This window comes from Citrobacter portucalensis, from assembly GCF_023374935.1.
In the GTDB taxonomy this organism is placed as follows: Bacteria; Pseudomonadota; Gammaproteobacteria; order Enterobacterales; family Enterobacteriaceae; genus Citrobacter; species Citrobacter portucalensis.
Map to the genome: position 1 here is coordinate 2535522 of NZ_CP092466.1, position 24907 is coordinate 2560428.

The following is a 24907-nucleotide window of genomic DNA, read 5'->3' on the forward strand; positions in this document are numbered from 1 at the left end:
GCAAAGGAGATAAACATGTCAGAAATAATTATCGTTAGTGACGCGCTGGAACTGCGGGCGGTAGAAGAACACCACGTCACCCTTCTGCATCAGTTGGTGCTTAAAAATAAAACCTGGCTCCAACAGTCACTGAACTGGCCGCAGTTTGTCGAATCTGAGGACGACACGCGTAAGAACGTGCAGGGGAATATGATGTTGCACCAGCGCGGCTACGCCAAAATGTTCCTTATTTTCGAACAAGGGGAGGTGGCTGGCGTTATCTCGTTTAACCAGATAGAGCCGCTGAACAAAGCCGCTTATATTGGTTATTGGCTGGGTGAAGAGCACCAGGGCAAAGGCATTCTGTCTCAGGCGCTACAGGCAATGATTCATCATTATGCGCAGCGCCAGGAGATTCGCCGCTTCGTGATTAATTGTCGTGTAGATAACGTCAAGAGCAACCAGGTTGCACTGCGCAATGGCTTCCGACTGGAAGGATGTATGCAACAGGCGGAGTTCCTTAATGGCGATTACCATGACGTGAATCTCTACGCCCGCATCATTGATGGCTCTTCAGAATAAACCGGCGATAGGGGTGCGCGTGATACGTTGTTCGCCGTTGATCACTTTTGGCCCGCGCAGATGGATCGCATCGCCATCAAAGGCTTCAACTTGGGCCTGATCGGTTATCTCAATATGATGCTCGATCAGCACTTCACCCAGAATACAGGCATAGCCTTCAATCAGGATGTGACCGTCAAGCTGGAGCGGTCCGCCACGTAATTGCGCATGCCCCCCAACCAGCACGTGGTGTTTCAGCACGCAGTTACCTTCAACCACCGCGTGTTCCGCCACCTGCGAGCTGTAGCGCAGGGTAGGAATGGCGTCTTCATCCGTTCCGGCGATGACGCGTGCATGCCCATAGACTTTGGCGCAATCGCAGATCCAGACATTATTCTCTTCGTTGCCTTCTATCCGTGCAAAATCAAAAACTTCAGCCCTATGTTCTATAAAGGCATAATTGATCATCGCATCGCCATAGATTTGCGCCTGATGCACCACGCGTGAATTGCTGACTGCCGCCCGCTCGTAAATTTGCAGGAGCTGGTCGCTTTCACGGGTTAACCCTCTGGCTGCAATGATTTCAGAGTCACACACAATGCGTGCATCACCGCAGATGAGGCACTCACCGCGAACAACAGAATCCTGAATGGTGACGTTGTCACGTATTTGCGCGTTATGGCTGATTTCTGCTCGGTCAATCCAGACGGCATCACCAATCTGCGCTCCATCTCTGACCACGCTTGCCTGTGTAATACGGGCGTCTCCGGTTATCGTCGCGCCGCAAAACGCGAGCGCATTCTCATCGTATATCCAGCAATTACCGCTTTGCGACAGAACGCTTTCATCATCAATCCAGCCACCGAGCGTACCGGATCTAACATCATTAAAATCAATGAGTGCGATGATTTGGCGTAGTAATACACTTTTTTTATTGCCATTATCCAGGTAACTAAAGGAGCGAGATTCATCGCTTAGACGGTATTTGGTCATAGCTCATTTCCATGTTGCGCACCTTAGTTAAACGTAGCAAAGTTTTCTGTACTGGCTAAACCGGCAGATATTCCATAAAATGCATTTCAAATATACTTTAAAAAATAAACAAAATGAGTAAGAACAAACAGAGTGAACGGGTCCTCAATCTTCCGGCCGGTTATTTTGGCATGGTACTGGGTACAATTGGGATGGGATTTGCGTGGCGTTACGCCAGCCAGGTGTGGCCGGTGAGCCACTGGATTGGTGATGGCTTAGTCATCCTTGCAATGGTCATCTGGGGATTGCTGACGCTGGCCTTTCTGAGCCGTTTACTGCGTTTTCCGCATAGCGTACTGGCGGAAATTCGTCATCCGGTGATGAGTAGCTTTGTCAGTCTGTTTCCGGCCACCACGATGCTGGTCGCGATTGGATTTGTTCCGTGGTATCGACCGCTGGCGATTGGGTTATTCAGTATTGGCGTGGTCATACAGCTGGCATACGCAGCCTGGCAAACGGCAGGGCTGTGGCGTGGGGAGCATCCGGAAGAGGCCACCACGCCGGGTCTGTATCTGCCAACCGTTGCCAATAACTTTATCAGCGCCATGGCCTGTGGTGCACTTGGGTTCAACGATGCCGGATTGGTGTTTTTGGGCGCCGGGGTATTTTCATGGCTCAGCCTGGAGCCAGTGATTCTGCAACGTTTACGAAGCTGCGGCGAGCTGCCGACGGTTTTACGGACTTCACTTGGTATTCAGTTGGCACCCGCGCTGGTCGCCTGTAGCGCCTGGCTTAGCGTCAACGGTGGCGAGGGGGATACGTTAGCCAAAATGTTGTTCGGCTATGGTTTGCTGCAACTTCTGTTCATGCTACGCCTTATGCCGTGGTATTTGTCACAGCCGTTTAATGCGTCTTTCTGGAGCTTCTCGTTTGGCGTGTCGGCCCTGGCGACAACGGGATTGCATCTTGGACACGGCAGTGAATCAGGATTTTTTCATACTCTGTCTATCCCACTGTTTATTTTTACCAATTTTATCATTGCATTATTACTGATACGTACGTTTGCATTGCTGATGCAGGGGAAACTGCTCATCCGCACGGAGCGTGCTGCATTACTGAAATCTGAGGATAAATAATGACCCTTTGCGACGAAAACTACTTTACTGAAAAATATGATTTAACCCGTACGCATTCCGATGTCGTTGAAGCGGCAAAAGTGGTTGCACCAGGTAAAACGTTAGATCTGGGCTGCGGTAACGGCCGAAACAGCCTGTACCTGGCGGCAAACGGCTATGACGTTACCGCATGGGATAAAAACCCCATGAGCATCGCTAACCTTGAGCGCATCAAAGCGGCTGAGGGGCTGACCAACCTGAACGCGAAGGTCGCTGACCTTAATGCGTTGCGTTTTGAGGGTGAATACGATTTTATTCTTTCTACCGTTGTACTGATGTTCCTTGAAGCCAAAACGATCCCTGGCCTTATTGAGAATATGCAACGTTGTACTAAACCGGGTGGATATAACTTAATCGTCGCAGCGATGGATACTGATGATTTTCCGTGCACAGTTGGTTTTCCGTTCGCGTTTAAAACCGGAGAATTACGCAACTATTACAGTGGGTGGGATCTGCTGAAATATAACGAAGACGTAGGTGAACTTCATCGTACAGATGAAAACGGTAATCGAATTAAACTGCGCTTTGCCACCATGCTGGCACGCAAAACTGCCTGAACCTCGCGTCTGGGTTAACTCTTTCTGCGTTCAGCATTTTTTGTGCTGAGCGCAGAGATAAAATTGTGCGGTGCTTACCATTTTTAGTACATCCAAAATGAAACTGTTTTGCTATCCTTTTTAGGCATCATTGCGAAAACTAAAGGGATCGTTTCATGCGTACTCAAACTTTATTTAAAGTTGCAGCGCTTACTGGCTTGTTGGCATTATCCGGCTGTGCGTCAAAAGTGACCGAGCCGGATAAATATTCTGGGTTTTTAAAAAATTACTCTGATCTGAAGGAAACAAAATCAGCCTCGGGACAAACGGTACTCCGTTGGGTTGACCCGAGCTACAACGAATCCAAATATGACAACATCGTGTATAACCCGGTAACGTATTATCCGGTTCCGAAACCTACTACGCAGGTAGGGCAGCAGGTTCTTGATCAATTACTGACCTATACCAATACACAGTTGAAATCCGCCATCAGCAAACGTAAGCCTCTGGTTACGACCCCTGGACCGCGTAGCCTGATTTTCCGCGGGGCGATTACCGGTGTAGCGACCAGCAAAGAAGGACTGCAGTTCTATGAAGTGGTCCCGGTTGCACTGCTCGTTGCGGGAACGCAAATGGCGACGGGTCACCGTACCATGGATACCAACCTCTATTTCGAGGGTGAGTTGATTGATGCAGCGACCAATAAACCGGTGATTAAAGTTGTACGTAAGGGTGAAGGTAAAGACCTGAACAACGAAAGCACGCCGATGGCGTTCGAAACGTTGAAGAAAGTTGTTGATGACATGGCAACCGATGCCTCCATGTTTGATGTGAACCAAAAACCACAATAAAAATGATGAACGCACCATCTCAGGATGGTGCGTTATTTTATGCCACACGACGACGATAGAGTAGTTTACCCATCAGCGCTTCCGGTCGGGCAAACATCACCAGATTTCCCAGTAAGATCAACACCAATCCGGCAATTGCATTAACTTGCCAGATGTATCCTTCATACAATGTTGACAGCGTCAGCGCCACCAGCGGGAACAGCAGCGTGCTGTATGCCGCCTTACTGGGACCAATGCGACCTACCAGCGTGAAATAAGCGCCAAAGGCAATCACTGAGCCGAAAATAGCAAGATATAACAGCGCGCTAAGATAGCTGAATGTCCACTGTGGCGTGAAGTTGTCGCCGCGCACCAGAGCAATGGCCGCGATCAGCAATGTGCCGTACAGCATGGCCCAACTGTTGGTTGTCAGTACTTCCAACCCTTTTTTCTGGTGACGCAGACTGATCATATTACCCAGTGAGAAGCCGAAGGTTCCCAGAGCACTCAAACCGATGCCCAGTAACAGTGAATGATTAATCCCGCTGTTGAGCAAATCCTGCCAGAACAGAGTCACGATGCCCGTCAGTCCCAGACCCGCTGCAATATAGAAGCGCAGCGGTGGTTTTTGACCAAAAAAGATGAAGCTATTGACTGCATTGAACAGGACGGCCATTGAGAAAATCACCGACTCCAGGCCGGTATTAATCCACGCCGCAGCCGTATAAAAACACCAGAAGTTAAAGCAAAAAACGCATCCGCCCTGTAACAGACAAAACAGATGATCGCGACCAGACAGTTTGCGTAATTTACCGCTTAGCAACAGGATCACTATCATCACCGAGCTGGCAACGGCGAAGCGCCAAAAGATAGAAACCGGTGCAGAAACCGGACCTTGCTGCAAATAAATCGCAATCCATGTCGTTCCCCAAATAACCACCACCAGGCAGTACAACAGTGCGTTCATACGACTCTCTCTTTATTCATTCAGACTTACACTGTGTCACGACGGAATGCAGGAGACTTTCATCGACTTGCGGTGGACTTGCAAAATCTTGCGCTTTTTTTAGCGTAATAGTGAAAAGGCAGCTGTTAACGATATGTAGCTGATATAGACTGAAAGCCTGCTAACTTATTTTGAATGTGATGGTATGTCTCAGCCCTACGGTGCCTTTGAAAACTTGCGCAAACATAATGCCGTGCTGCATGAATCGGTTGCGTTACATTCAGGGATCCAACTGGCGGCCTGGTCGAACAAACGCGATACCATCACCCAGTATTGCGATCATCATACGCTCAGTTTATACATCGCAGATGGTTACGAGAGTTACCACAAGACGGCGGGAGGCTGGAAGAATGGCGGGGGACCAGACCGTTTTTGCCTGATGCCGAAGGAGAGTGAGTCCAGTTGGGATATTCGTGACGATCTTTCCTTTGTTCATCTCTATTGTACAGACGCCCATTTGCGCGAAGTGGGTGAAAAAGTCTGGGACAAAAGCCCCTATAGCTTCACGCTGGACGAGCATACGTTTGGCAGTGACCCGGGGATCACGGCGGTTTACCGTCAGTTTTTGCTTGGTAACGACTGGCAGCAACCGGCCAATCACCTCACGCTTAGCGCGGCATCTTCACTACTGTTAACGCATCTGATCCAGCATTACAGCAATGTGCAATGGCGACTTCCCGTTGTCACCGGAGGGCTTGCGCCTGCCACATTGCGCAACGTGCTGGCCTATATTGAAGCACATCTGGCGTATCCCATAACGTTGAGCGATCTGGCAGGTGAAGCAGCGCTAAGTGAATTCCATTTTGCCAGAATGTTTCGCCAGTCGATGAATATGGCGCCTCATCAGTACGTCATGCAACGCCGTATGGCGCTGGCGCAGCAACTGGTCTGTTGTTCATCACGCAGCTTGTCGGATATTGCAATGGCCTGTGGGTTCAGTTCGGCGAGCCATTTCAGTAACCGGTTTAAACAAGTGACGGGTAAAACGCCAACGCAGCTACGCGCGGCGAAATAACGTCAACACTGAGTAGCAGATACCGCCGACGACCAGCCCCCAGAATGCAGACCCAACACCAAATACCGTCAGACCACTGGCCGTAACCAGAAAAGTGACGATGGCCGCATCGCGTTCTGCTTCATTATGTAAGGCTTGAAATAAACTACCGCTAATCGTGCCGAGTAATGCCAGACCAGCAAGCATCTGGATCCAGCTTACGGGCAGGGCTGCCATCAGTCCTGTGACCGAACCGCCAAACACCCCAGCCAGAATGTAAAAGACACCCGCTGCCGCTGCGGCGAGCCAGCGTCGATTTGCATCTGGATGGGCTTCGGGGCTTTGGCAAATTGCTGCGGTTATGGCGGCGATGCAGATGGAATAGACGCCAAACGGCGAAAATAGCAGTGCCAGCAGACCCGTAAAAACAATCAGGGGTGAAACGGGTAACGAATATCCAGATGCTTTCATGGTCGCAATACCGGGGGCATTTTGCGAAGCCATAGTGACCAGAAACAGCGGTAGCGCAATACTGATACTGTGGGCTAATGAAAAGTGTGGGGCAATAAACGCTGGCAATACCGGTGACAGATTAACACTATCGGTGACAATGTCACCTTTAACCAGGGCGATGGCTATACCTACCAACATTGCGGCGATTACGGTATACCTTGGGGCAATCACTTTTAGTACTAACCACGCCAGCAGCATGCTGCCGCACAAGATAAGCTCACTGTTCAGGCTATTGAACGCCTGCAAACCAAAACGCAGCAAGATCCCGGCCAGCATGGCCGATGCCAGCGAGTGGGGAATAATTTTCATCAGGCGGGCAAACAGCCCGGTTATACCGCACAGCACAATCAATGCATTAGCTACGATAAAAACACCGATAGCATCCTGAATCGATACACCGTGCAGGCCCGTCACCAGCAGCGCGGCACCGGGCGTTGACCATGCGGTGAGTACAGGGGCGCGATACCACAATGTCAGCGCCAGCGTACTGACCCCCATTGCTAGCCCCAGTGCGGTCATCCAGCCTGCGATTTGTCCGGTCGTCGCACCTGCGGCGAGCGCCGCTTGCCAGATAATGGCCGCTGAACTGGCGTAGCCGACCAGGACAGCCACAAAACCCGACAAAACTGTAGGCAAGGAGATGGAAAATGTGCGCATAGCAACTCCGCGTGCGTTATAACGGTCAGTCACTGTAGCACTGTGCGTTATAGCGTACAAGTGCTAAGCTGTAGCCCCGAGAAAGGAGAGCGACGAAGGAGAAAAATGGACAACTTAACCCACTATCTGGCCACAACGCTCAAGACGCTACGTCACCAGCGTGAATGGAGCCTTTCGCGTCTGGCGGAGGAAACTGGCGTCTCAAAAGCGATGCTGGGGCAGATTGAGCGCAACGAATCCAGTCCAACGGTGGCGACATTGTGGAAAATTGCCACTGGACTGAACGTCCCGTTTTCAACGTTTATTTCACCACCAGAGTCAGACGGCACGCTAACATTCGATCCCCAGCAGCAGGCGATGGTTGTCACACCGTTGTTCCCGTGGGATCCGCAACTGTGCTTCGATCATTTTTCGATACTGCTGGCACCCGGCGCGCTCAGTGAATCTACTCCGCATGAAACCGGCGTAATTGAGCATGTAGTGGTGATTAGTGGTCTGCTGGATATGTGTATTGAGGGGCAGTGGCGCACCTTAAAATCCGGTGAGGGTGTCCGTTTCGCCGGAGATACGGCACATAGCTACCGTAACAGTAGCGAGCAAACGGTTCATTTTCACTCGCTGATCCATTACCCACGTGGTTAATCGGGAAAACTATTTCGAAACGCCGCGCTTGTGACTACAATAACCGCCATTTTTACCGCTTGTGGATGGTAACAACTGTATGCGCCAGCAGCCTCATCACCTTGAATTGTTAAGCCCGGCTCGGGATACCGCCATTGCGCGCGAAGCCATTTTGCACGGCGCAGACGCCGTTTACATTGGTGGACCAGGTTTTGGCGCGCGTCATAACGCCAGTAATAGCCTGAAAGATATTGCCGAATTAGTGCCTTTTGCCCATCGTTACGGGGCAAAAATCTTTGTGACGCTAAACACGATCTTGCATGATGATGAGCTGGAGCCCGCACAACGGTTAATTACCGATCTGTATCAGACCGGCGTTGATGCCCTGATCGTGCAGGATATGGGGATTCTTGAACTGGATATTCCCCCGATTGAACTGCACGCCAGCACCCAGTGCGATATTCGCAGCGTTGAGAAGGCGAAATTTCTATCCGATGTGGGATTCACCCAGATTGTGCTGGCGCGCGAACTGAGCCTTGAGCAGATTAGCGCTATCCATCAGGCTACTGATGCGACCATTGAGTTTTTCATTCACGGTGCGCTGTGCGTTGCCTATTCAGGGCAGTGTTATATTTCACATGCGCAAACCGGACGCAGCGCTAACCGCGGCGACTGTTCCCAGGCTTGCCGTCTGCCGTATACCCTGAAAGACGATCAGGGACGCGTGGTGTCCTATGAAAAACATCTGTTGTCGATGAAAGATAACGATCAGACCGCCAACCTGGGCGCGTTGATTGACGCAGGTGTGCGTTCCTTCAAAATTGAAGGGCGCTATAAGGACATGAGTTATGTGAAGAATATTACCGCGCATTATCGCCAGATGCTCGACGCCATCATTGAAGAACGCGGCGATCTGGCCCGTTCATCAGCGGGACGTACCGAACATTTCTTTACCCCATCCACAGAGAAAACCTTCCATCGCGGCAGTACCGATTATTTTGTGAATGCCCGTAAAGGGGATATTGGCGCATTCGACTCACCAAAATTTATCGGTTTGCCGGTCGGCGAAGTCCTGAAGGTGGCGAAAGATCATCTCGATGTTGAGGTGACTGAACCGCTGGCAAACGGGGATGGCCTGAACGTGTTAATCAAACGTGAGGTTGTTGGATTTCGCGCCAACACCGTGGAAAAAACGGGGAACAATCGTTATCGGGTATGGCCGAATGAAATGCCCGCCGACCTGCACAAAGTGCGTCCGCATCATCCGCTGAATCGCAACCTCGATCATAACTGGCAGCAAGCGTTAACAAAAACTTCCAGCGAACGCCGTGTTGCGATCGATATTGAGCTCGGCGGCTGGCAGGAGCAGTTGATTCTGACGCTCACCAGTGAAGAGGGCGTGAGTATCACCCATACGTTGGACGGCCAGTTTGAGGAAGCGAACAATGCGGAAAAAGCGTTGAGTAACCTACAGGACGGACTGGCAAAACTTGGTCAGACGATGTACTACGCCCGTAATATTCAGGTGAATCTGCCGGGCGCACTGTTTGTGCCAAACGGTCAACTAAATCAGTTCCGGCGTGAAGCCGTTGATATGCTGGATGCAGCGCGCCTGCAAAGCTATCAGCGCGGTAGCCGCAAACCGGTATCTCAGCCAGCACCGGTTTATCCACAAACGCACTTGAGTTTCCTGGCTAACGTCTACAACCAAAAAGCGCGTGAGTTTTATCACCGTTATGGCGTTCAGTTGATTGATGCAGCCTATGAAGCACATGAAGAAAAGGGCGAAGTGCCGGTGATGATCACCAAACATTGCCTGCGTTTCGCCTTTAACCTGTGTCCGAAACAGGCGAAAGGTAACATCAAAAGCTGGAAAGCAACACCGATGCAACTGGTTAACGGCGATGAAGTCCTGACGCTGAAATTTGATTGCCGACCGTGCGAAATGCACGTAATCGGCAAGATGAAGCACCACATTCTGAAGATGCCGTTGCCGGGCAGCGTCGTGGCTTCGGTCAGTCCAGAAGAACTGATGAAGACACTGCCGAAGCGCAAAGGTTAATCGTTAGCTCAGATGTGTATCGGGTTTGCGTGATTTTTGCCAGTGATGGTGTTCACGAAGATCGGCGGCGGATTCTTCCGCCGTCACTCGCAGCTCATCGCTGTCGGCCGTGTGTCGTAGTAAGTGATCGGCATCCTGCACCTGAAGATATTCATGTCCCTGATTAGTAGCGAAAAGTTGACCGGAAAAAAGCGCGCTGGCCAGCAATAACACCGTTAACCCTTTCTTAAACATCATGCACCCTCTGGTACGTTAGCTGCGGAATTGGCGATAATTTCGCCTGGTGACTATTCAATATTTTAATCGGGTTAATGACAATCTCTGTTTTGCCATTTCGATGTTTTTTACATATTTGTTTAGCCAGTGTTGGGATTTGTCACAACCGGGCAATACAGTGCTGCCCGGTTGTTTGCAAGGAGAGTATCAGGACTTGAATCCGGCGGCTGTCATCAGGAGACGAAAGAACATACCAACGGCGGCCAGGGCCAGCACGCTGCCGCCCCAGAGGATCACCAGCCACATCAGGCGTTTCCAGATTGTTTGTTGCATCAATGATACCCCTCACCATGTTGAACTTTCCCGCGGAAAACGTAGTAGCTCCAGAAGGTGTACACCAGGATTATCGGGATAATCAGCAGTGCGCCAACCAACATAAAGCCCTGACTTTGTGCCGGAGCCGCCGCCTGCCATAGCGTAATAGACGGTGGAATGATATGTGGCCAGATACTGATCCCCAGCCCGCTAAACCCGAGAAAAATCAGCCCCAGCGTTAATACAAAAGGCAGTGTATGGCAGTTATGTTGCCCCAGCGAACGCCACAGCCAGAGACTGATAAGCGCAACCAGCAGCGGAACCGGCATCAGGAACCACAGGTTGGGCAGGCTAAACCAACGCTCGGCAATCGCGCTATGTGCCAGTGGTGTCCACAGGCTGATAATGGCAATCACAACCAACATTGCCAGCAGCAGTTGTTTGGCCACACTGCGCATTTTATCCTGCAACGGATTTTCGCTTTTCATCACCAGCCATGTCGCCCCCAGCAGGGCGTAAGCCACGACCAGACCAACACCGCAGAACAACGTGAACGGGGTCAACCAGTCGAAAGGACCGCCGCTGTAGCTGCGTCCGGTAACGGAAAATCCGTTGAGTACGGCACCCACCACGACACCTTGCGTGAATGTCGCGAGGATTGAACCGCCGAGAAAGGCTTTATCCCAGAATGGTCGGTGAGCCGGTGTGGCTTTGAAGCGAAACTCGAACGCGACGCCGCGAAAAATCAGGCCGATTAGCATCAGGGTCAACGGGATCGTCAGCGCATCGACAATCACCGCATAGGCCAGGGGGAAAGCGCCGAATAATCCGGCTCCGCCCAACACCAGCCAGGTTTCATTGCCGTCCCATACCGGGGCGACGCTGTTGACCATAACGTCGCGGTCGTCAGCGTCCTGAATCGCTGGGAATAAAATGCCAATCCCGAGATCAAAACCGTCCATCACGATATACATCAGCGTGGCGAAGACGATAATCACAAACCAGATAACTGATAAATCGATACCCATTAGCGATGTGCCTCCAGTTGAGAATCGAGGACGGCGGCTGAAAGCGGCCGGGCAGGCGTGCCTGTTGGCGGAATGGTCGGGTCATCTTCCTGTGGCCCTTTACGGATCAGGCGGATCATGTAGCTGTAACCCACGCCAAACACTGAGCTGTACACCACAAAGAAGGACAGCAGGCTGATGCTCATATGTAAATCGCCATGTGCAGAAACCGCATCCGCCGTACGTTGCAGACCGTAAACCACCCAAGGCTGACGGCCAACTTCAGTGGTCACCCAACCGGCAAGGATGGCAATCAGACCGGAGGGGCCCATCCATAAGGCAAAGCGCAGAAAAGGGCGCGAGGCGTATAAACGCTGCTTATAGCGCAACCACAGGGCAAACGCGCCCAACAGGATCATCAGCATGCCTAGCCCGGCCATTATGCGAAACGACCAGAACACCATGGTGGAGTTGGGCCTGTCTTCTTTAGGAAACTCTTTTAGGGCCGGAACCTGTTTGTCTAGGCTATGGGTCAGGATCAGACTGCCCAGCGCCGGGATTTCCAGCCCATAGCGGGTGCGTTCCTGCTCCATATCCGGCCAGCCGAACAGCAGCAGCGGAGTCGGTTCACCGGGGCGATTTTCCCAGTGTCCTTCAATCGCAGCAATTTTTGCCGGCTGATGCTTCAGCGTATTCAAACCGTGCATATCGCCAATCAAGGCCTGCAATGGAGCGACGATTAATGTCATCCACAGCGCCATCGAAAACATCGCTCGAATTGCTGGTGTGTTATTCCCGCGCAGCAAATGCCATGCCCCAGAGGCGGCAACAAACAACGCGCTGCTCAGGAAGGCGGCAACCGACATATGCAGCAGACGATAGGGGAACGAAGGATTGAAAATAACGGCGAACCAGTCGACGGGAACGACCTGGCCGTTAACTATTTCATAGCCTTGCGGTGTCTGCATCCAGCTGTTGGAGGCGAGGATCCAGAAGGTTGAAATAATGGTACCCAGTGCGACCATGCAGGTGGCAAAGAAATGAAGTCCTGGACCAACCCGATTCCAGCCAAACAACATCACCCCAAGGAAACCAGCTTCGAGGAAGAAGGCGGTTAATACTTCATAGGTCAGTAACGGCCCAGTGATACTCCCGGCGAACTCGGAAAAACCACTCCAGTTGGTGCCGAACTGATAAGCCATCACCAGCCCGGAAACTACACCCATACCAAAGTTTACGGCGAATATTTTCGACCAGAAATGGTAAAGCGATCGCCAGGTGGGATTTTTCGTTTTTAGCCATAGCCCTTCCAGCACAGCCAGATAACTGGCGAGCCCGATAGTAATAGCCGGAAAGATGATGTGAAAGGATACCGTAAACGCGAACTGGATCCTTGCCAGGTGAAACGCGTCAAGACCGAACATGCTTAACTCCGCAGGCAAAATTGATTTAGCGCAATTCTAAGTCTGAGGAGCAATGGAAGGCAGAAACAGAACAGTTCTTTTTAACCATAACAGTTACCCGACTGTTATGGGCCTTCCCCAAAACTCCTCCCCAATAATGGCTAAAATTAAATTGCCAGAATCACCCAACTGTCATTCCTTTCATCGTGATATTTCTCGGTCATTTTGGCCGATTTATGACCCAGCAGTCCTGCGTGCCGCGTTGTCCTTGCATTACCGCCAGCTAGCTGGCATAGCGACGACGGCATTCATACGGTTGAGTTCTCATGACGGTGTAGTGAGGGAAAGAGGGCGAATGGCATCACTGAGCTTCGGGTGACATCCGGTTATCGTGTCAATCAGACTGAAATGAACATGGTGATCCGCGACCAACAGCGGAACCGCCGGTACCTGCCTGGAATTTTTATCGCTGGTGAGCATTATTCTTAAAATGGACAGTCACGAGCTGTCTAATTATGGAATGTACATAAGATGATCTCTATGATTGTGTTTAAAATAATACCCCATGGACCTTAAGGGATGGGATACGCAAAAGATTTGGCAAAGGAAATGCTCTCAGCTCTGAATTTAGAAAATGAAGGGATGCTGGTTGCATACATTAAAGGCTTGATTCACTTTCCTGTAGACTTGTATTCTCTCGCATCCGATTTTATCCATACCGATGACAGGCGGCAAAATATGGATGATAATATGAGGATTGCGGGACTAGTGAAGCGGGCAACATCAACGAAAAATATTAACATTGTGGAAAAAGCGGTCAATGTATTCATTGATGGTTTCATGCAGCACGTTAATTTATCTGATATCGTAACAAATGTAGCAAAAGACACTGTAGCTTCTACATTGGGTAGTTATACTTTCGGTGAACTTTCTGGTTTAAAAATTGGAGCCTTAATCTCTTCACGGATCACCGTGTCTATTGCTTTTAGTATGTCGGTCAGCACATTGTTAATGATTGGTGGTGGAGTATCAAGTGCTATACATGCTTCGAGATACCTAAAAATATCAAACTATGAAGTTTACCGGAAGCTTAAGGACTTGGGAGATTTAGATCTTCTCTATTTTGCTATTCAGGAGCGGGTTGAGCCATTTGAGAAAGCAACCAGATTATCAAAAGAAAATCCTGCTTTATTCAAACAGGCGGTAGAGTATTTTTTCAAGGGGATGTAGCTCATCAATTTTTTGTTAAGCGGTAAAGCAACCAGCTAGTAAGAATCATTGTTGCCGTAAATGTCCAACGTCCAAATATAAACATGTAAGCATATTTGTCCGCAATGGAGTCTGGATAAACACTAAACATTAGTATTAAATTTGATAATGTTGATGTTATTGCTAAGAATGCTGCTAAAGCGATCCCAACCCAGATTAAGAAAGATAATACTTGTTTCATTTACTAATCTCTTATCGGTTGCCAGACATTTTCATCTGACAGTGTACTGAATCGAAACTAATGAGTAAATAATTAGATGTAACAAATTCATTTAGCCAATTAATTGAATTTTCATGCTGGTAACTCTCTGGTTATCTGTGGATATTTTTCCGCAAACTCCATCGGCAACCTCTCACTTTCGGTGTGTCGTTAAATACTCCCTGTGGGATTTGAAGAAATTGCAGTTGCTTTGTTCCGGTTACTGCGAAAACCACAAAAGCGAAAGCAGGTTACGTTATAGAAAGCAAAAACTCCGGTAGGAATCCCTATGGTGTCAAATGGCGCAGGCTGCGCAAGCCGCATTGGTCACTTCGACGATAACGAACCGATTCCTTTACCTTCTGCAGTAGGTACTGAAACTGACTATGTGGAAATACCACTGAGCGTTGCGTCTAAGGTTCTGTTGTTAAATGCCTTTCTTGAATCCAATATCATCCAGCAGGAGTTGGCAAACAGGATCGGCAGGTCTAAGCAGGAAATTACTCGCTTATTCGATTTAAATCTCGCGACAAAAATTGATGCAGTGCAGATAGCTGTGCGCGCCGTAGGCAAAGAACTGTCATTAACGATGTTGTAAAACTGTTAACTATAACAGTTAAATAAAATACCCTGATTATGTAAACTGATATACACAGTGGTTGTCACCGACACCGGTAATCAGGACGAAAAATGAAAAAGTACCAGCGACTGGCAGAGCAAATTCGCGATCAAATTGCGTCTGGCGTATGGCAGCCAGGCGATCGCTTGCCATCCTTGCGTGAGCAGGTGGTCAGCAGCGGAATGAGTTTTATGACCGTCGGACACGCATATCAGTTGCTGGAAAGCCAGGGGCGGATTATTGCCCGACCGCAGTCTGGTTATTATGTCGCCGCGCGCCCCGAACGTGAACTTGCTGCGCCACAGGTGCAGGTCATGCGCGATGAAGCAGTGGATATCAATACCTACATTTTTGATATGTTGCAGGCCAGCCGGGATGCGTCAGTGATGCCCTTTGCCTCCGCATTCCCCGACCCGCGTCTGTTTCCACTTCAGCAGTTGAACCGCTCGTTGGCGCAGGTGAGTAAAACCGCCACCGCCATGAGCGTGATTGAAAACCTGCCGCCGGGGAATGCTGACCTGCGTCATGCCATTGCCCGTCGCTATGCTCAACAGGGGATGACCATTTCACCTGACGAAATCGTCATCACCACCGGCGCGCTGGAAGCCCTTAATCTGAGCCTACAGGCGGTCACCGAGCCGGGTGACTGGGTGATTGTCGAAAACCCCTGTTTTTACGGGGCGTTGCAGGCCCTGGAGCGATTACGTCTGAAAGCGCTGTCGGTAGCCACCGACGTTAACGAGGGGATCGATCTTGCTGCGTTGGAGCAGGCATTGCAGGAGTACCCGGTAAAAGCCTGCTGGCTAATGACCAACAGCCAAAATCCACTGGGGTTTACGCTCAGCGCAGAAAAAAAGGCGCGTCTGGTCGTCTTGCTGGAAAAATACCACGTAATGCTGATTGAAGATGATGTTTACAGCGAGTTGTACTTTGGCCGCGAAAAACCGTTGCCTGCCAAAGCCTGGGATCGCGCCGACAGCGTTCTGCATTGTTCGTCTTTTTCCAAGTGCCTGGTGCCAGGATTTCGTATTGGCTGGGTAGCAGCAGGGAAACATGCCCGGCGTATTCAGCGACTCCAGCTAATGAGCACCTTATCTACCAGTTCGCCTATGCAGCTTGCCCTTGTTGATTATCTTTCAACCCGGCGCTATGACGCGCATTTACGGCGCTTGCGTCGGCAACTGGCGGAACGCAAACAACAGGCCTGGCAAACGCTGCTGCGTCATCTTCCGGCGGAAGTCAAAATTCACCACAACGACAGCGGTTATTTTCTGTGGCTGGAGCTGCCGGAACCGCTTGATGCCGGTGTGCTCAGTACCCATGCGCTGGCACATCACATCAGTATTGCGCCGGGGAAAATGTTCTCGACCTCGGGAAGCTGGACACGTTTTTTTCGTTTTAATACTGCATGGCACTGGGGAGATCGCGAAGAGCAGGCCGTAAAACAGCTTGGTAAATTAATTCGTGAAATGATGAAATAAACCATAACGCGCTATTCAATATAAATGAATAGCGTGTTCTTATTTTCGAAATAGTGAATGCTGAACCACGGTATTATTAATATCGGGTGCGTCCATACAAAATATCAATAGTTAATACTATTGCCACCTCTGCGTCTAACTCCTTGTCTATACTCCAGAAGATTACCCCCAGGTCAGAGTCTGTAGCGTAATGAGCGTTAGCTCACAACCTGATTAAATTTCCTTGCGCCAGCAGGAACGCTTACAACACCCCGACTATTTTTAGAAAAGGACATATATTTACGGCAAGGCTGCCGCTCAATATTTTTTAGACAGGAGTAAGACGTTATGAGCAAGCAGTTTGCCCTCAGTAGCCTGTGCGCACTCAGTATGACGCTGATGACTGCGCAGGCAGCCGAACCCCCCACATCATTAGATAAACCGGAAGGCCGCCTGGATATTATTGCCTGGCCGGGTTATATCGAACGTGGGCAAACCGATAAACAATATGACTGGGTCTCACAGTTTGAGAAAGATACTGGCTGCGCGGTTAATGTAAAAACGGCAGCCACATCTGATGAAATGGTCAGCCTGATGGCAAAAGGCGGCTACGACCTGGTTACCGCTTCTGGTGATGCCTCACTGCGCCTGATTATGGGAAAACGCGTTCAGCCAATTAATACCGCGCTGATCCCTAACTGGAAAACCATCGATCCACGCGTGGTAAAAGGCGAATGGTTTAACGTTGGCGGAAAAGTTTACGGCACACCGTACCAGTGGGGACCAAACCTGCTGATGTATAACACTAAAATTTTCCCAACGCCGCCGGATAGCTGGAGCGTGGTGTTTGTTGAGCAAAAACTTGAGGATGGGAAAAGCAATAAAGGGCGCGTTCAGGCCTACGATGGCCCGATCTATATTGCCGATGCCGCGTTATTCGTTAAAGCCACTCAGCCGCAGTTGGGTATTACCGATCCCTATCAGCTCACTGAAAAACAGTATCAGGCGGTGATCAAAGTCCTGAGCGATCAGCACGCGCTGATCCATCGCTATTGGCACGATACCACCGTGCAAATGAGCGATTTCAAAAACGAAGGCGTGGTAGCGTCAAGCGCCTGGCCTTATCAGGCTAACGCCTTGAAAGGCGAAGGTCAGCCAATTGCAACGGTCTTCCCAAAAGAAGGGGTTACCGGATGGGCTGATACCACCATGCTGCACAGTGAAGCGAAGCACCCGGTTTGTGCTTACAAATGGATGAACTGGTCATTAACCCCGAAAGTACAGGGCGATGTAGCGGCCTGGTTTGGTTCTCTGCCAGTGGTGCCTGAAGGTTGTAAAGCCAGCACGTTACTGGGTGAAAAGGGTTGTGAAACCAACGGCTATAGCTACTTTGACAAAATTGCCTTCTGGAAAACGCCGATTGCCGAAGGTGGAAAATTCGTTCCTTACAGTCGCTGGACGCAGGATTACATCGCCATTATGGGCGGTCGTTAATTCCGCTGGGGGTTTTATGACGTACGCAGTGGAGTTTCATAACGTCTCGCGTTTGTATGGGGATGTTCGTGCAGTAGATGGGGTGAGTATTGCGATTAACGACGGTGAGTTTTTCTCTATGCTGGGGCCATCCGGCTCCGGCAAGACCACCTGTCTGCGCCTGATTGCCGGGTTTGAGCAACTGTCAGGCGGCGCAATTACCATTTTTGGTAAGCAGGCCAGCGAATTACCGCCCTGGGAACGGGACGTCAATACGGTATTTCAGGATTATGCGTTGTTCCCGCACATGTCGATTCTCGACAACGTCGCCTACGGGCTGATGGTCAAAGGCATCGATAAAAAACAGCGCCACGCGAAAGCACGTGAAGCGCTGGATAAGGTCGCACTCGGCTTTGTGCATGAGCGTAAACCGTCGCAGCTTTCCGGTGGGCAACGTCAGCGCGTGGCGATTGCCCGGGCACTGGTCAATGAGCCGCGCGTCCTGCTGTTGGATGAGCCGCTCGGGGCATTGGATCTTAAATTGCGTGAACAGATGCAGCTGGAACTGAAAAAATTACAGCAATCTCTTGGCATCACGTTCATTTTTGTTACTCACGATCAGGGTGAAGCCCTGTCGATGTCCGATCGTGTGGCGGTGTTTAATAACGGTCGCATTGAACAGGTAGATTCTCCGCGTGAACTGTATATGCGTCCACGTACGCCGTTTGTGGCAAGTTTCGTCGGGACGTCAAATGTCTTCGATGCGACGATGTCGGCGAACGTTTGCGGGCTACAGGGGATGTTCTCTCTGCGTCCGGAACACATTCGCTTAAATGATGCGGGAGGAGAAGTCCAGGCTCCGGGGATAATCCAGGCGGTGCAATACCAGGGCGCGGCGACACGGTTTGAGCTGAAACTCGCCGGAGGGGAAAAACTGCTGGTTATCCAGGCTAACCTGACGGGAGAAATGCTACCGTCAACGTTGTCGCCGGGTCAGCAAGTGATGGCATCGTGGTCCCGCGACGTGATGGTTCCGCTGGTTGAGGAGAGGTGAATGGCTATGAACGTCTTACATTCGCCTCCACAGTCGACAAGCCTGAACCGGATCTCCGGTTACTTCTGGCGTAATCCGGGGCTGGGGTTGTTTTTGCTGCTCCTCGGACCGCTGATGTGGTTTGGCATCGTCTACTTTGGCTCATTACTGACGCTGTTGTGGCAAGGTTTTTATACCTTCGACGATTTCACCATGTCGGTCACACCAGACCTGACGCTGGCGAATTTGCAGGCGCTGTTTAATCCCGCTAACTACGACATCATTTTGCGCACTCTGACGATGGCGGTAGCGGTCACCATCGCCAGCGCGATTCTGGCGTTTCCGATGGCGTGGTATATGGCTCGCTATACCAGCGGCAAAATGAAGGCTTTTTTTTACATTGCCGTAATGTTGCCAATGTGGGCCAGCTACATCGTTAAAGCCTATGCGTGGACGCTGCTGTTGGCCAAAGACGGCGTGGCGCAGTGGTTTTTAACCCACCTTGGGCTGGAGCCGTTGCTGCTTTCGTTCCTGACATTGCCTGCGGTAGGCGGCAATACGCTGTCGACTTCAGGGTTAGGGCGTTTCCTGGTGTTCGTCTATATCTGGCTGCCGTTTATGATCCTGCCGGTACAGGCCGCGCTGGAGAGACTTCCGCCGTCGCTGTTACAGGCTTCTGCTGATTTGGGCGCGCGTCCGCGTCAAACCTTCCGCTATGTGGTGCTTCCATTGGCGATACCGGGTATTGCAGCGGGTTCGATCTTTACCTTCTCTCTGACGTTGGGTGACTTTATTGTGCCGCAACTGGTGGGACCGCCGGGTTATTTCATCGGCAACATGGTGTATTCGCAACAAGGGGCGATCGGCAATATGCCGATGGCGGCGGCATTTACTCTGGTGCCGATTGTGTTAATCGCACTGTATCTGGCGTTCGTGAAGCGTCTGGGAGCTTTCGATGCACTCTGAACGCGCACCCTGGCTACTCAAACTGGCGGCATGGGGCGGGGTTATTTTCCTGCACTTTCCCATCCTCATCATCGCCACCTATGCTTTTAATACTGAGGAGGCTGCTTTTAGTTTTCCACCCCAGGGATTAACGCTGAAGTGGTTTAGCGTTGCTGCGCAGCGTAGCGATATCCTGGAATCTGTGACGTTGTCACTTAAGATCGCAGCGTTGTCGACAGCTATTGCCCTTGTTCTGGGGACGCTGGCCGCGGCCGCGCTGTGGCGTAGGGACTTTTTTGGCAAAAGTGCAATATCGCTGTTGCTACTGTTGCCGATCGCGCTGCCGGGCATTATTACCGGCCTTGCGCTGTTGACGGCGTTTAAAACCATCAACCTGGAACCGGGTTTTCTCACGATCGTAGTGGGCCATGCGACGTTTTGTGTGGTGGTGGTGTTTAACAACGTTGTGGCGCGTTTTCGCCGTACCTCATGGAGTCTGGTCGAAGCGTCTATGGATCTTGGCGCCAATGGCTGGCAAACCTTTCGTTATGTCGTGCTGCCAAATCTGGCATCGGCACTTCTGGCGGGGGGGATGCTGGCGTTTGCCTTGTCGTTTGATGAAATCATCGTGACAACGTTCACCGCCGGACATGAAAGAACACTTCCTCTGTGGTTGCTCAATCAATTGGGCCGTCCACGGGATGTGCCTGTCACCAACGTTGTGGCATTGCTGGTAATGCTGGTGACAACACTGCCAATTTTAGGGGCCTGGTGGCTAACGCGTGAAGGCGACACTCTCGCCGGAAACGGTAAATAAACGACGATATGGGAAATTGCTATGCAACATCAATTACTGATTAATGGCGGGCTGGTCAACGGTGAAGGTGAAAAGCAGCCAGTCTATAACCCTGCCACTGGTGAACTCATTCTGGAGATTGCTGAGGCGTCAGCCATGCAGGTTGATGCCGCTGTACGTGCGGCAGACGCCGCGTTTGCCACCTGGGGGCAAACCACGCCGAAAGTCCGCTCTGAACTGCTGCTGAAACTGGCGGATGCTATTGCTGATAACGCGCAAACCTTCGCTGAGCTGGAATCACTTAACTGCGGTAAACCGCTGCACTGTGTTCTCAACGATGAAATTCCCGCTATTGTCGATGTTTTCCGCTTCTTTGCCGGTGCGGCGCGTACCCTGCAAGGACAGGCGGCCGGTGAATATCTGGAAGGGCATACCTCGATGATTCGCCGTGATCCGCTGGGTGTGGTGGCTTCTATTGCGCCGTGGAACTATCCGCTGATGATGGCGGCGTGGAAGCTGGCTCCAGCGTTGGCGGCGGGGAACTGCGTGGTGATTAAACCGTCAGAAATTACTCCGCTGACAGCGCTTAAATTAGCCGAATTCGCCAAAGACATTTATCCGGCTGGTGTGATTAACGTGCTGTTTGGTCGCGGTAAAACGGTGGGCGATCCGCTGACCGGTCATGAAAAAGTGCGTATGGTTTCGCTGACCGGCTCCATTGCAACCGGCGAACACATTATTCAGCACACCGCGCCGTCAATTAAGCGTACGCATATGGAACTGGGCGGAAAAGCTCCGGTGATCATTTTTGATGATGCCGATCTGGATGCAGTGGTGAGCGGCGTGCGGACTTTTGGTTATTACAACGCCGGGCAGGACTGCACCGCCGCTTGCCGAATCTATGCCCAGAAAGGCATTTATGATGCACTGGTCGAAAAACTTGGCGCCGCCGTTGCCAGCCTGAAAATCGGTCCGCCGAATGATGAATCGACCGAGCTGGGACCAGTGAGCTCGCAGGCTCATCTCGATCGCGTGACTAAAGCGGTCGATGAGGCTAAAGCGTTGGGCCATATTAAGGTCATCACCGGCGGTAAAAAAGTGGATGGTTCAGGCTACTATTTTGCCCCGACGCTGCTTGCTGGGGCGAAGCAGGACGATGCCATCGTACAGCGGGAAGTTTTCGGTCCGGTGGTCAGCGTGACCGTATTTGATGATGAAGATCAGGTGCTGGCATGGGCCAACGATTCGAAATACGGCCTGGCATCCTCCGTCTGGACCCGGGATGTTGGGCGAGCGCATCGCTTTAGCGCTCGCCTGCAATATGGTTGCACCTGGGTCAATACCCATTTCACGCTGGTTAGCGAGATGCCGCACGGTGGGCAAAAACAGTCCGGCTATGGAAAGGATATGTCGGTTTATGGGCTGGAGGATTACACGGTTATTCGCCATGTTATGATCAAGCATGAGTAATATCTTAAGCGCGATCGGCGAATGGGGCACGGATAGCTAAATATTGGCATACGTGTGTCTATACTATTCGCGCCACTGGCCTCGTCGCCATCGGACGGCGGTAAGTTGGAAATATCCGCGAGGTCAGGCTAATTGATACAACAAAGCCCCAGCATATAGCCGGGGCTTTGTGCTTTCAGGATCGCCATCGGGTTTATCTGCGGCCCAGGCTGCAAAGCCAGGCGAGTAGGGCACAGACGCTCAGAACCAGCCCCAGTTGCTGCACCATGCCTGCTAAACCCAGCATCATCCCAAGTAATAGGTAATAGCTTAATCCGAACAAAGCACCGGCGGCTCCGGCCTGTTCACGGTAGTGACGCAGCGCCTGACTCAGCACATTGGGAATGGCGATACCATAGGCAATCACCACGCCGAACACCGGAATCAGGATCCACGCGGAGTGCTGTAAACACCACGCGACGAGACCTGACAACGCTGCCAGCACACAGGCATAACGTACCAGTCGCTCCGGCGTCAGACCTGTCGTTAACAGTCTTCGGTTCAGCAGGCTACCTGACAGAGAAGCAAACGCAAGTAGCAACCCCGTCCAGCCAAAGGCTCTGGAGCTCCATCCTAATTGCCCAAAAAGAAACGGTGCCAGGCTGTAATAGCTAAACAGCATGGTGTTCAGCAGGGCAACCAGCATGGCGTTTTTCCGCAACTCACTGTCCCGCATCATGCGGGAAAATAGCGCGGCAAGCTTCGGGCTGAGCGTATGTTCGGGCCGGGTTTCTGGCAGCATGGTCGCTGTCAGTATTAGCAGTAGCAACGCCAACAGCACAAGGGCAACAAAGACACCGGTATGGCCGTACAGACTCACTAACCAACCTCCGCTTAGCAGGCCAAAAACCGGACTCAATGCCAGCGCGGCCCCCATCACGGAAAAGACGCGGGATAGCGCAGTTGATTCATAACTGTCCCTTAGCATGGTCTGTACCACGACCGACCCCGCAGCCGCACCGACGGCGGAGATCATCCGCGCCAGCAGCAAAACGCTGAAGTCGGTGGCAACAACGGCCAATGCGCAACCTGTTCCATAGCAGATTAGCCCTGCCAGCATCGCCCAACGTCGTCCGATGCAGTCACTTAGCCAACCCCACATCGCTACGCCGACGGCAAAGGCAACAAAATAAACGGAGAGTGTTTGAGCCGCGCGCTCACTGCTTACGTGAAAAGAGGTAGCGATACCCGGCAATGCCGGGCTGTAAATGGTTTCCACCAGTTGTGGAAACATAATCAGTAGCGTAAGAAGCCACAGCGATGGGCGACGAAGTGTGTTCATAGCAATATCCAGAGAGACAGAAAACAGGCGGGCATTATTGTTGAAAGGAGTATGTCGTATTACCATTACCAGGACTTTAAATATCAAATATCAGACAGATAATGAAAATTGCCCCTGATGATGCTTTTGATGCGGATAGCTTTGATAAACCGGTAATCGGTATTGCTGCCGATATGGGCGTACATGATTCCGGGCGGCACAGTCATCTTCGTCATCAGCTACTTTTTTCGGCAGCGGGAAGTATTACGATTGAACTGGAGCAGGCCCTGTGTCTGCTACCGCCACGCCGTGCGGTTTGGATCCCGGCAGGCACGGTACATCGCGCCATAATGCGTGGTGTGATGGCTTATCGCTCTTTGTACTTTTCTACCGCATTGCCGTTATCTGAGTTACCGCTGCAGATAGTCGAAGTTAATCCGCTTTTTTTTGAAGTGATAGAACGTATGGCCTTCTGGCCATGGGAAATGCCTGCCACACAGCAGTCCAGCCTCATTACCGTTTTTTGTGAGGAAATGCGTGCCGCCCGCAGTGAAAACTGGACATTGCAGTATCCCTCAGATCCGCGGCTTAACGTGTGGCTCAAGGGATTACGCATGGGGGAATTGCCACCACGACTGAATCAATTGTCCCGACAGGTTGGGGCATGCGAGAGGACGATCAGTCGAATATTTATCAGGGATACCGGGATGAATTATCAGGACTGGCGGCAGCAATTTAGGCTGTTAAAAGCCATGGAGATGTTGGCTGACGGAGGCCATATCAGCCAGGTCGCGCAATATCTGGAGTTTGTCAGCGACAGTGCTTTTATTGCGTTCTTTCATCAGCATACTGGTACAACACCAGGCCGATATTCGGGCAATATAATGCCGCAGAAGGATTAGGGGTATTACATATTAAGGATAATTTACCTGGTGATAGCAGAGTGGGAAGATCGTTTACTGATGGCAGAGAGAAGATCCTCTCTGCCAGCGGACGCTGCAATTAATCAAGAAGAGTTACATCAAGCAAACCAGCCGAACCTTGCGGATATCAGACTGAAAAGTCCTACAGCAGCAAATATATTTATCAGCACCACAGTTTTACTGGAAACATTCATTTTTGCCACCTTTCGTTTTAACCCTTATGGGTATAGTACGGCTTATAACTATCCGCAATAGTACGAATTCTGAACATAATGAAAATGGGTTGTTTTACAGCCGTTTTTCTTAAATTAATTAATAAAACTTGATGTGAGTCATGAAAAAGAGCATATTGCGCGCGATTTTCCCTTCTGGCCAGGATGCCTTAAATGTCCCTATACCAAAAAATGTTGGTTTTTTATGCGGTGATGGCCGTCATCACGGCAATCATCACCTGGTTTCTTTCCCGCGATAAAAAGCGGATCCGCTTTCTTAGCGCGGTATTAGTCGGGGCGACCTGGCCGATGAGTTTTCCCGTTGCGCTGATGTTTTCTCTTTTCTGATGACGGCGTATTC

At 50.9% G+C, this 24907-nt stretch carries 26 protein-coding genes and 1 pseudogene; 17 read left to right on the forward strand and 10 right to left on the reverse strand.

The features are described 5' to 3' along the window. Positions 1–15: 15 nt before the first annotated feature. On the forward strand, positions 16–561 hold the full coding sequence (gene rimL / locus LY264_RS12355; RefSeq protein ID WP_048227573.1) for a 50S ribosomal protein L7/L12-serine acetyltransferase: 546 nt from the start codon (positions 16–18) through the stop codon (positions 559–561). Here rimL and ydcK read toward each other — a convergent pair. Beyond that, entirely contained in the window at positions 553–1533 is a 981-nt protein-coding gene (gene ydcK, locus LY264_RS12360; RefSeq protein WP_032943537.1) for a YdcK family protein, read from the reverse strand. The two genes, rimL and ydcK, sit on opposite strands and share 9 nt — an antisense overlap. A 113-nt stretch (positions 1534–1646) precedes the next feature. On the opposite strand from ydcK, the gene tehA reads away from it, so the two are divergent. The 3 genes from tehA (at position 1647) to LY264_RS12375 (ending at position 4074) form a co-directional block, all read left to right on the forward strand. Continuing rightward, entirely contained in the window at positions 1647–2648 is a 1002-nt protein-coding gene (tehA, locus tag LY264_RS12365) for a dicarboxylate transporter/tellurite-resistance protein TehA (protein ID WP_008784854.1), read from the forward strand. Further along, positions 2648–3244, forward strand: a complete 597-nt coding sequence (gene tehB / locus LY264_RS12370; protein ID WP_048227574.1) for a tellurite resistance methyltransferase TehB — start codon at positions 2648–2650, stop codon at positions 3242–3244. Before tehA ends, tehB begins: the two co-directional genes overlap by 1 nt. A 155-nt stretch (positions 3245–3399) precedes the next feature. Continuing rightward, on the forward strand, positions 3400–4074 hold the full coding sequence (locus LY264_RS12375; protein WP_048227575.1) for a DUF3313 domain-containing protein: 675 nt from the start codon (positions 3400–3402) through the stop codon (positions 4072–4074). Between the two features lie 37 nt (positions 4075–4111). On the opposite strand, the gene LY264_RS12380 is transcribed toward LY264_RS12375, so the two are convergent. Continuing rightward, positions 4112–5020 (reverse strand): DMT family transporter, encoded by a 909-nt coding sequence (locus LY264_RS12380; RefSeq protein WP_048227576.1) that lies wholly within the window; start codon positions 5018–5020, stop codon positions 4112–4114. Between the two features lie 184 nt (positions 5021–5204). On the opposite strand from LY264_RS12380, the gene LY264_RS12385 reads away from it, so the two are divergent. Beyond that, a complete protein-coding gene (locus tag LY264_RS12385; protein ID WP_048214144.1) occupies positions 5205–6074 on the forward strand; it encodes an AraC family transcriptional regulator in 870 nt (289 codons plus the stop codon). Here the strand turns inward: LY264_RS12385 and LY264_RS12390 are convergent. After that, positions 6057–7223, reverse strand: coding sequence for a benzoate/H(+) symporter BenE family transporter (locus tag LY264_RS12390; RefSeq protein WP_071692404.1), 1167 nt, complete (start codon positions 7221–7223; stop codon positions 6057–6059). The two genes, LY264_RS12385 and LY264_RS12390, sit on opposite strands and share 18 nt — an antisense overlap. 105 nt (positions 7224–7328) lie before the next feature. On the opposite strand from LY264_RS12390, the gene LY264_RS12395 reads away from it, so the two are divergent. Both LY264_RS12395 and rlhA read left to right on the forward strand, forming a co-directional pair. After that, on the forward strand, positions 7329–7865 hold the full coding sequence (locus LY264_RS12395) for a helix-turn-helix domain-containing protein (RefSeq protein WP_048227578.1): 537 nt from the start codon (positions 7329–7331) through the stop codon (positions 7863–7865). Positions 7866–7944: 79 nt separating this feature from the next. Beyond that, positions 7945–9906 (forward strand): 23S rRNA 5-hydroxycytidine C2501 synthase, encoded by a 1962-nt coding sequence (gene rlhA / locus LY264_RS12400; protein WP_048227579.1) that lies wholly within the window; start codon positions 7945–7947, stop codon positions 9904–9906. A 3-nt stretch (positions 9907–9909) separates the two neighbouring features. Here the strand turns inward: rlhA and LY264_RS12405 are convergent, their stop codons facing one another. The 4 genes from LY264_RS12405 to LY264_RS12420 form a co-directional block, all read right to left on the reverse strand. Continuing rightward, the gene (locus LY264_RS12405; protein ID WP_003020233.1) at positions 9910–10140 is read right to left on the reverse strand and encodes a DUF2554 family protein; all 231 of its coding nucleotides are present in this window, start codon (positions 10138–10140) and stop codon (positions 9910–9912) included. Between the two features lie 189 nt (positions 10141–10329). Next, entirely contained in the window at positions 10330–10455 is a 126-nt protein-coding gene (locus LY264_RS12410) for a DUF2474 domain-containing protein (RefSeq protein ID WP_003020230.1), read from the reverse strand. Then, positions 10455–11465, reverse strand: a complete 1011-nt coding sequence (cydB, locus tag LY264_RS12415; RefSeq protein ID WP_048214147.1) for a cytochrome d ubiquinol oxidase subunit II — start codon at positions 11463–11465, stop codon at positions 10455–10457. Before cydB ends, LY264_RS12410 begins: the two co-directional genes overlap by 1 nt. Next, on the reverse strand, positions 11465–12868 hold the full coding sequence (locus LY264_RS12420) for a cytochrome ubiquinol oxidase subunit I (RefSeq protein ID WP_048227580.1): 1404 nt from the start codon (positions 12866–12868) through the stop codon (positions 11465–11467). Before LY264_RS12420 ends, cydB begins: the two co-directional genes overlap by 1 nt. Before the next feature lie 558 nt (positions 12869–13426). On the opposite strand from LY264_RS12420, the gene LY264_RS12425 reads away from it, so the two are divergent. Next, entirely contained in the window at positions 13427–14077 is a 651-nt protein-coding gene (locus LY264_RS12425; RefSeq protein ID WP_053069304.1) for a hypothetical protein, read from the forward strand. Positions 14078–14081: 4 nt separating this feature from the next. Here the strand turns inward: LY264_RS12425 and LY264_RS12430 are convergent, their stop codons facing one another. After that, the gene (locus LY264_RS12430; RefSeq protein ID WP_128316890.1) at positions 14082–14297 is read right to left on the reverse strand and encodes a hypothetical protein; all 216 of its coding nucleotides are present in this window, start codon (positions 14295–14297) and stop codon (positions 14082–14084) included. A gap of 346 nt (positions 14298–14643) precedes the next feature. On the opposite strand from LY264_RS12430, the pseudogene LY264_RS12435 reads away from it, so the two are divergent. The 7 genes and pseudogenes from LY264_RS12435 to patD form a co-directional block, all read left to right on the forward strand. After that, a pseudogene (locus tag LY264_RS12435) lies at positions 14644–14913 on the forward strand (type II toxin-antitoxin system HicB family antitoxin); the annotation flags it as partial. A gap of 92 nt (positions 14914–15005) precedes the next feature. Continuing rightward, positions 15006–16415, forward strand: coding sequence for an aminotransferase-like domain-containing protein (locus LY264_RS12440; RefSeq protein ID WP_048227582.1), 1410 nt, complete (start codon positions 15006–15008; stop codon positions 16413–16415). 327 nt (positions 16416–16742) lie between these two features. Continuing rightward, positions 16743–17888 carry a putative ABC transporter substrate-binding protein YdcS gene (gene ydcS, locus LY264_RS12445; protein ID WP_048227583.1) on the forward strand — a complete coding sequence of 382 codons (1146 nt, stop codon included), beginning with the start codon at positions 16743–16745 and terminating at the stop codon, positions 17886–17888. 16 nt (positions 17889–17904) lie between these two features. Then, positions 17905–18921 carry an ABC transporter ATP-binding protein gene (locus LY264_RS12450; protein ID WP_048227584.1) on the forward strand — a complete coding sequence of 339 codons (1017 nt, stop codon included), beginning with the start codon at positions 17905–17907 and terminating at the stop codon, positions 18919–18921. After that, a complete protein-coding gene (locus LY264_RS12455) occupies positions 18922–19866 on the forward strand; it encodes an ABC transporter permease (RefSeq protein ID WP_008784840.1) in 945 nt (314 codons plus the stop codon). Continuing rightward, on the forward strand, positions 19856–20662 hold the full coding sequence (locus tag LY264_RS12460; protein ID WP_003020204.1) for an ABC transporter permease: 807 nt from the start codon (positions 19856–19858) through the stop codon (positions 20660–20662). The genes LY264_RS12455 and LY264_RS12460 overlap by 11 nt, the downstream gene beginning before the upstream one ends. A gap of 21 nt (positions 20663–20683) precedes the next feature. Continuing rightward, positions 20684–22111, forward strand: coding sequence for an aminobutyraldehyde dehydrogenase (gene patD / locus LY264_RS12465; protein WP_048227585.1), 1428 nt, complete (start codon positions 20684–20686; stop codon positions 22109–22111). A 193-nt stretch (positions 22112–22304) separates the two neighbouring features. Here patD and LY264_RS12470 read toward each other — a convergent pair whose 3' ends face one another. Next, positions 22305–23432 carry a multidrug effflux MFS transporter gene (locus tag LY264_RS12470; RefSeq protein ID WP_048227586.1) on the reverse strand — a complete coding sequence of 376 codons (1128 nt, stop codon included), beginning with the start codon at positions 23430–23432 and terminating at the stop codon, positions 22305–22307. A gap of 101 nt (positions 23433–23533) precedes the next feature. On the opposite strand from LY264_RS12470, the gene LY264_RS12475 reads away from it, so the two are divergent. Continuing rightward, the gene (locus LY264_RS12475) at positions 23534–24313 is read left to right on the forward strand and encodes an AraC family transcriptional regulator (protein WP_048227587.1); all 780 of its coding nucleotides are present in this window, start codon (positions 23534–23536) and stop codon (positions 24311–24313) included. A gap of 119 nt (positions 24314–24432) precedes the next feature. Here LY264_RS12475 and yncL read toward each other — a convergent pair whose 3' ends face one another. Beyond that, positions 24433–24528 (reverse strand): stress response membrane protein YncL, encoded by a 96-nt coding sequence (gene yncL, locus LY264_RS12480; RefSeq protein ID WP_071524268.1) that lies wholly within the window; start codon positions 24526–24528, stop codon positions 24433–24435. Between the two features lie 192 nt (positions 24529–24720). On the opposite strand from yncL, the gene LY264_RS12485 reads away from it, so the two are divergent. Continuing rightward, positions 24721–24894, forward strand: coding sequence for a GhoT/OrtT family toxin (locus tag LY264_RS12485; protein ID WP_003020198.1), 174 nt, complete (start codon positions 24721–24723; stop codon positions 24892–24894). Positions 24895–24907: the final 13 nt, after the last annotated feature.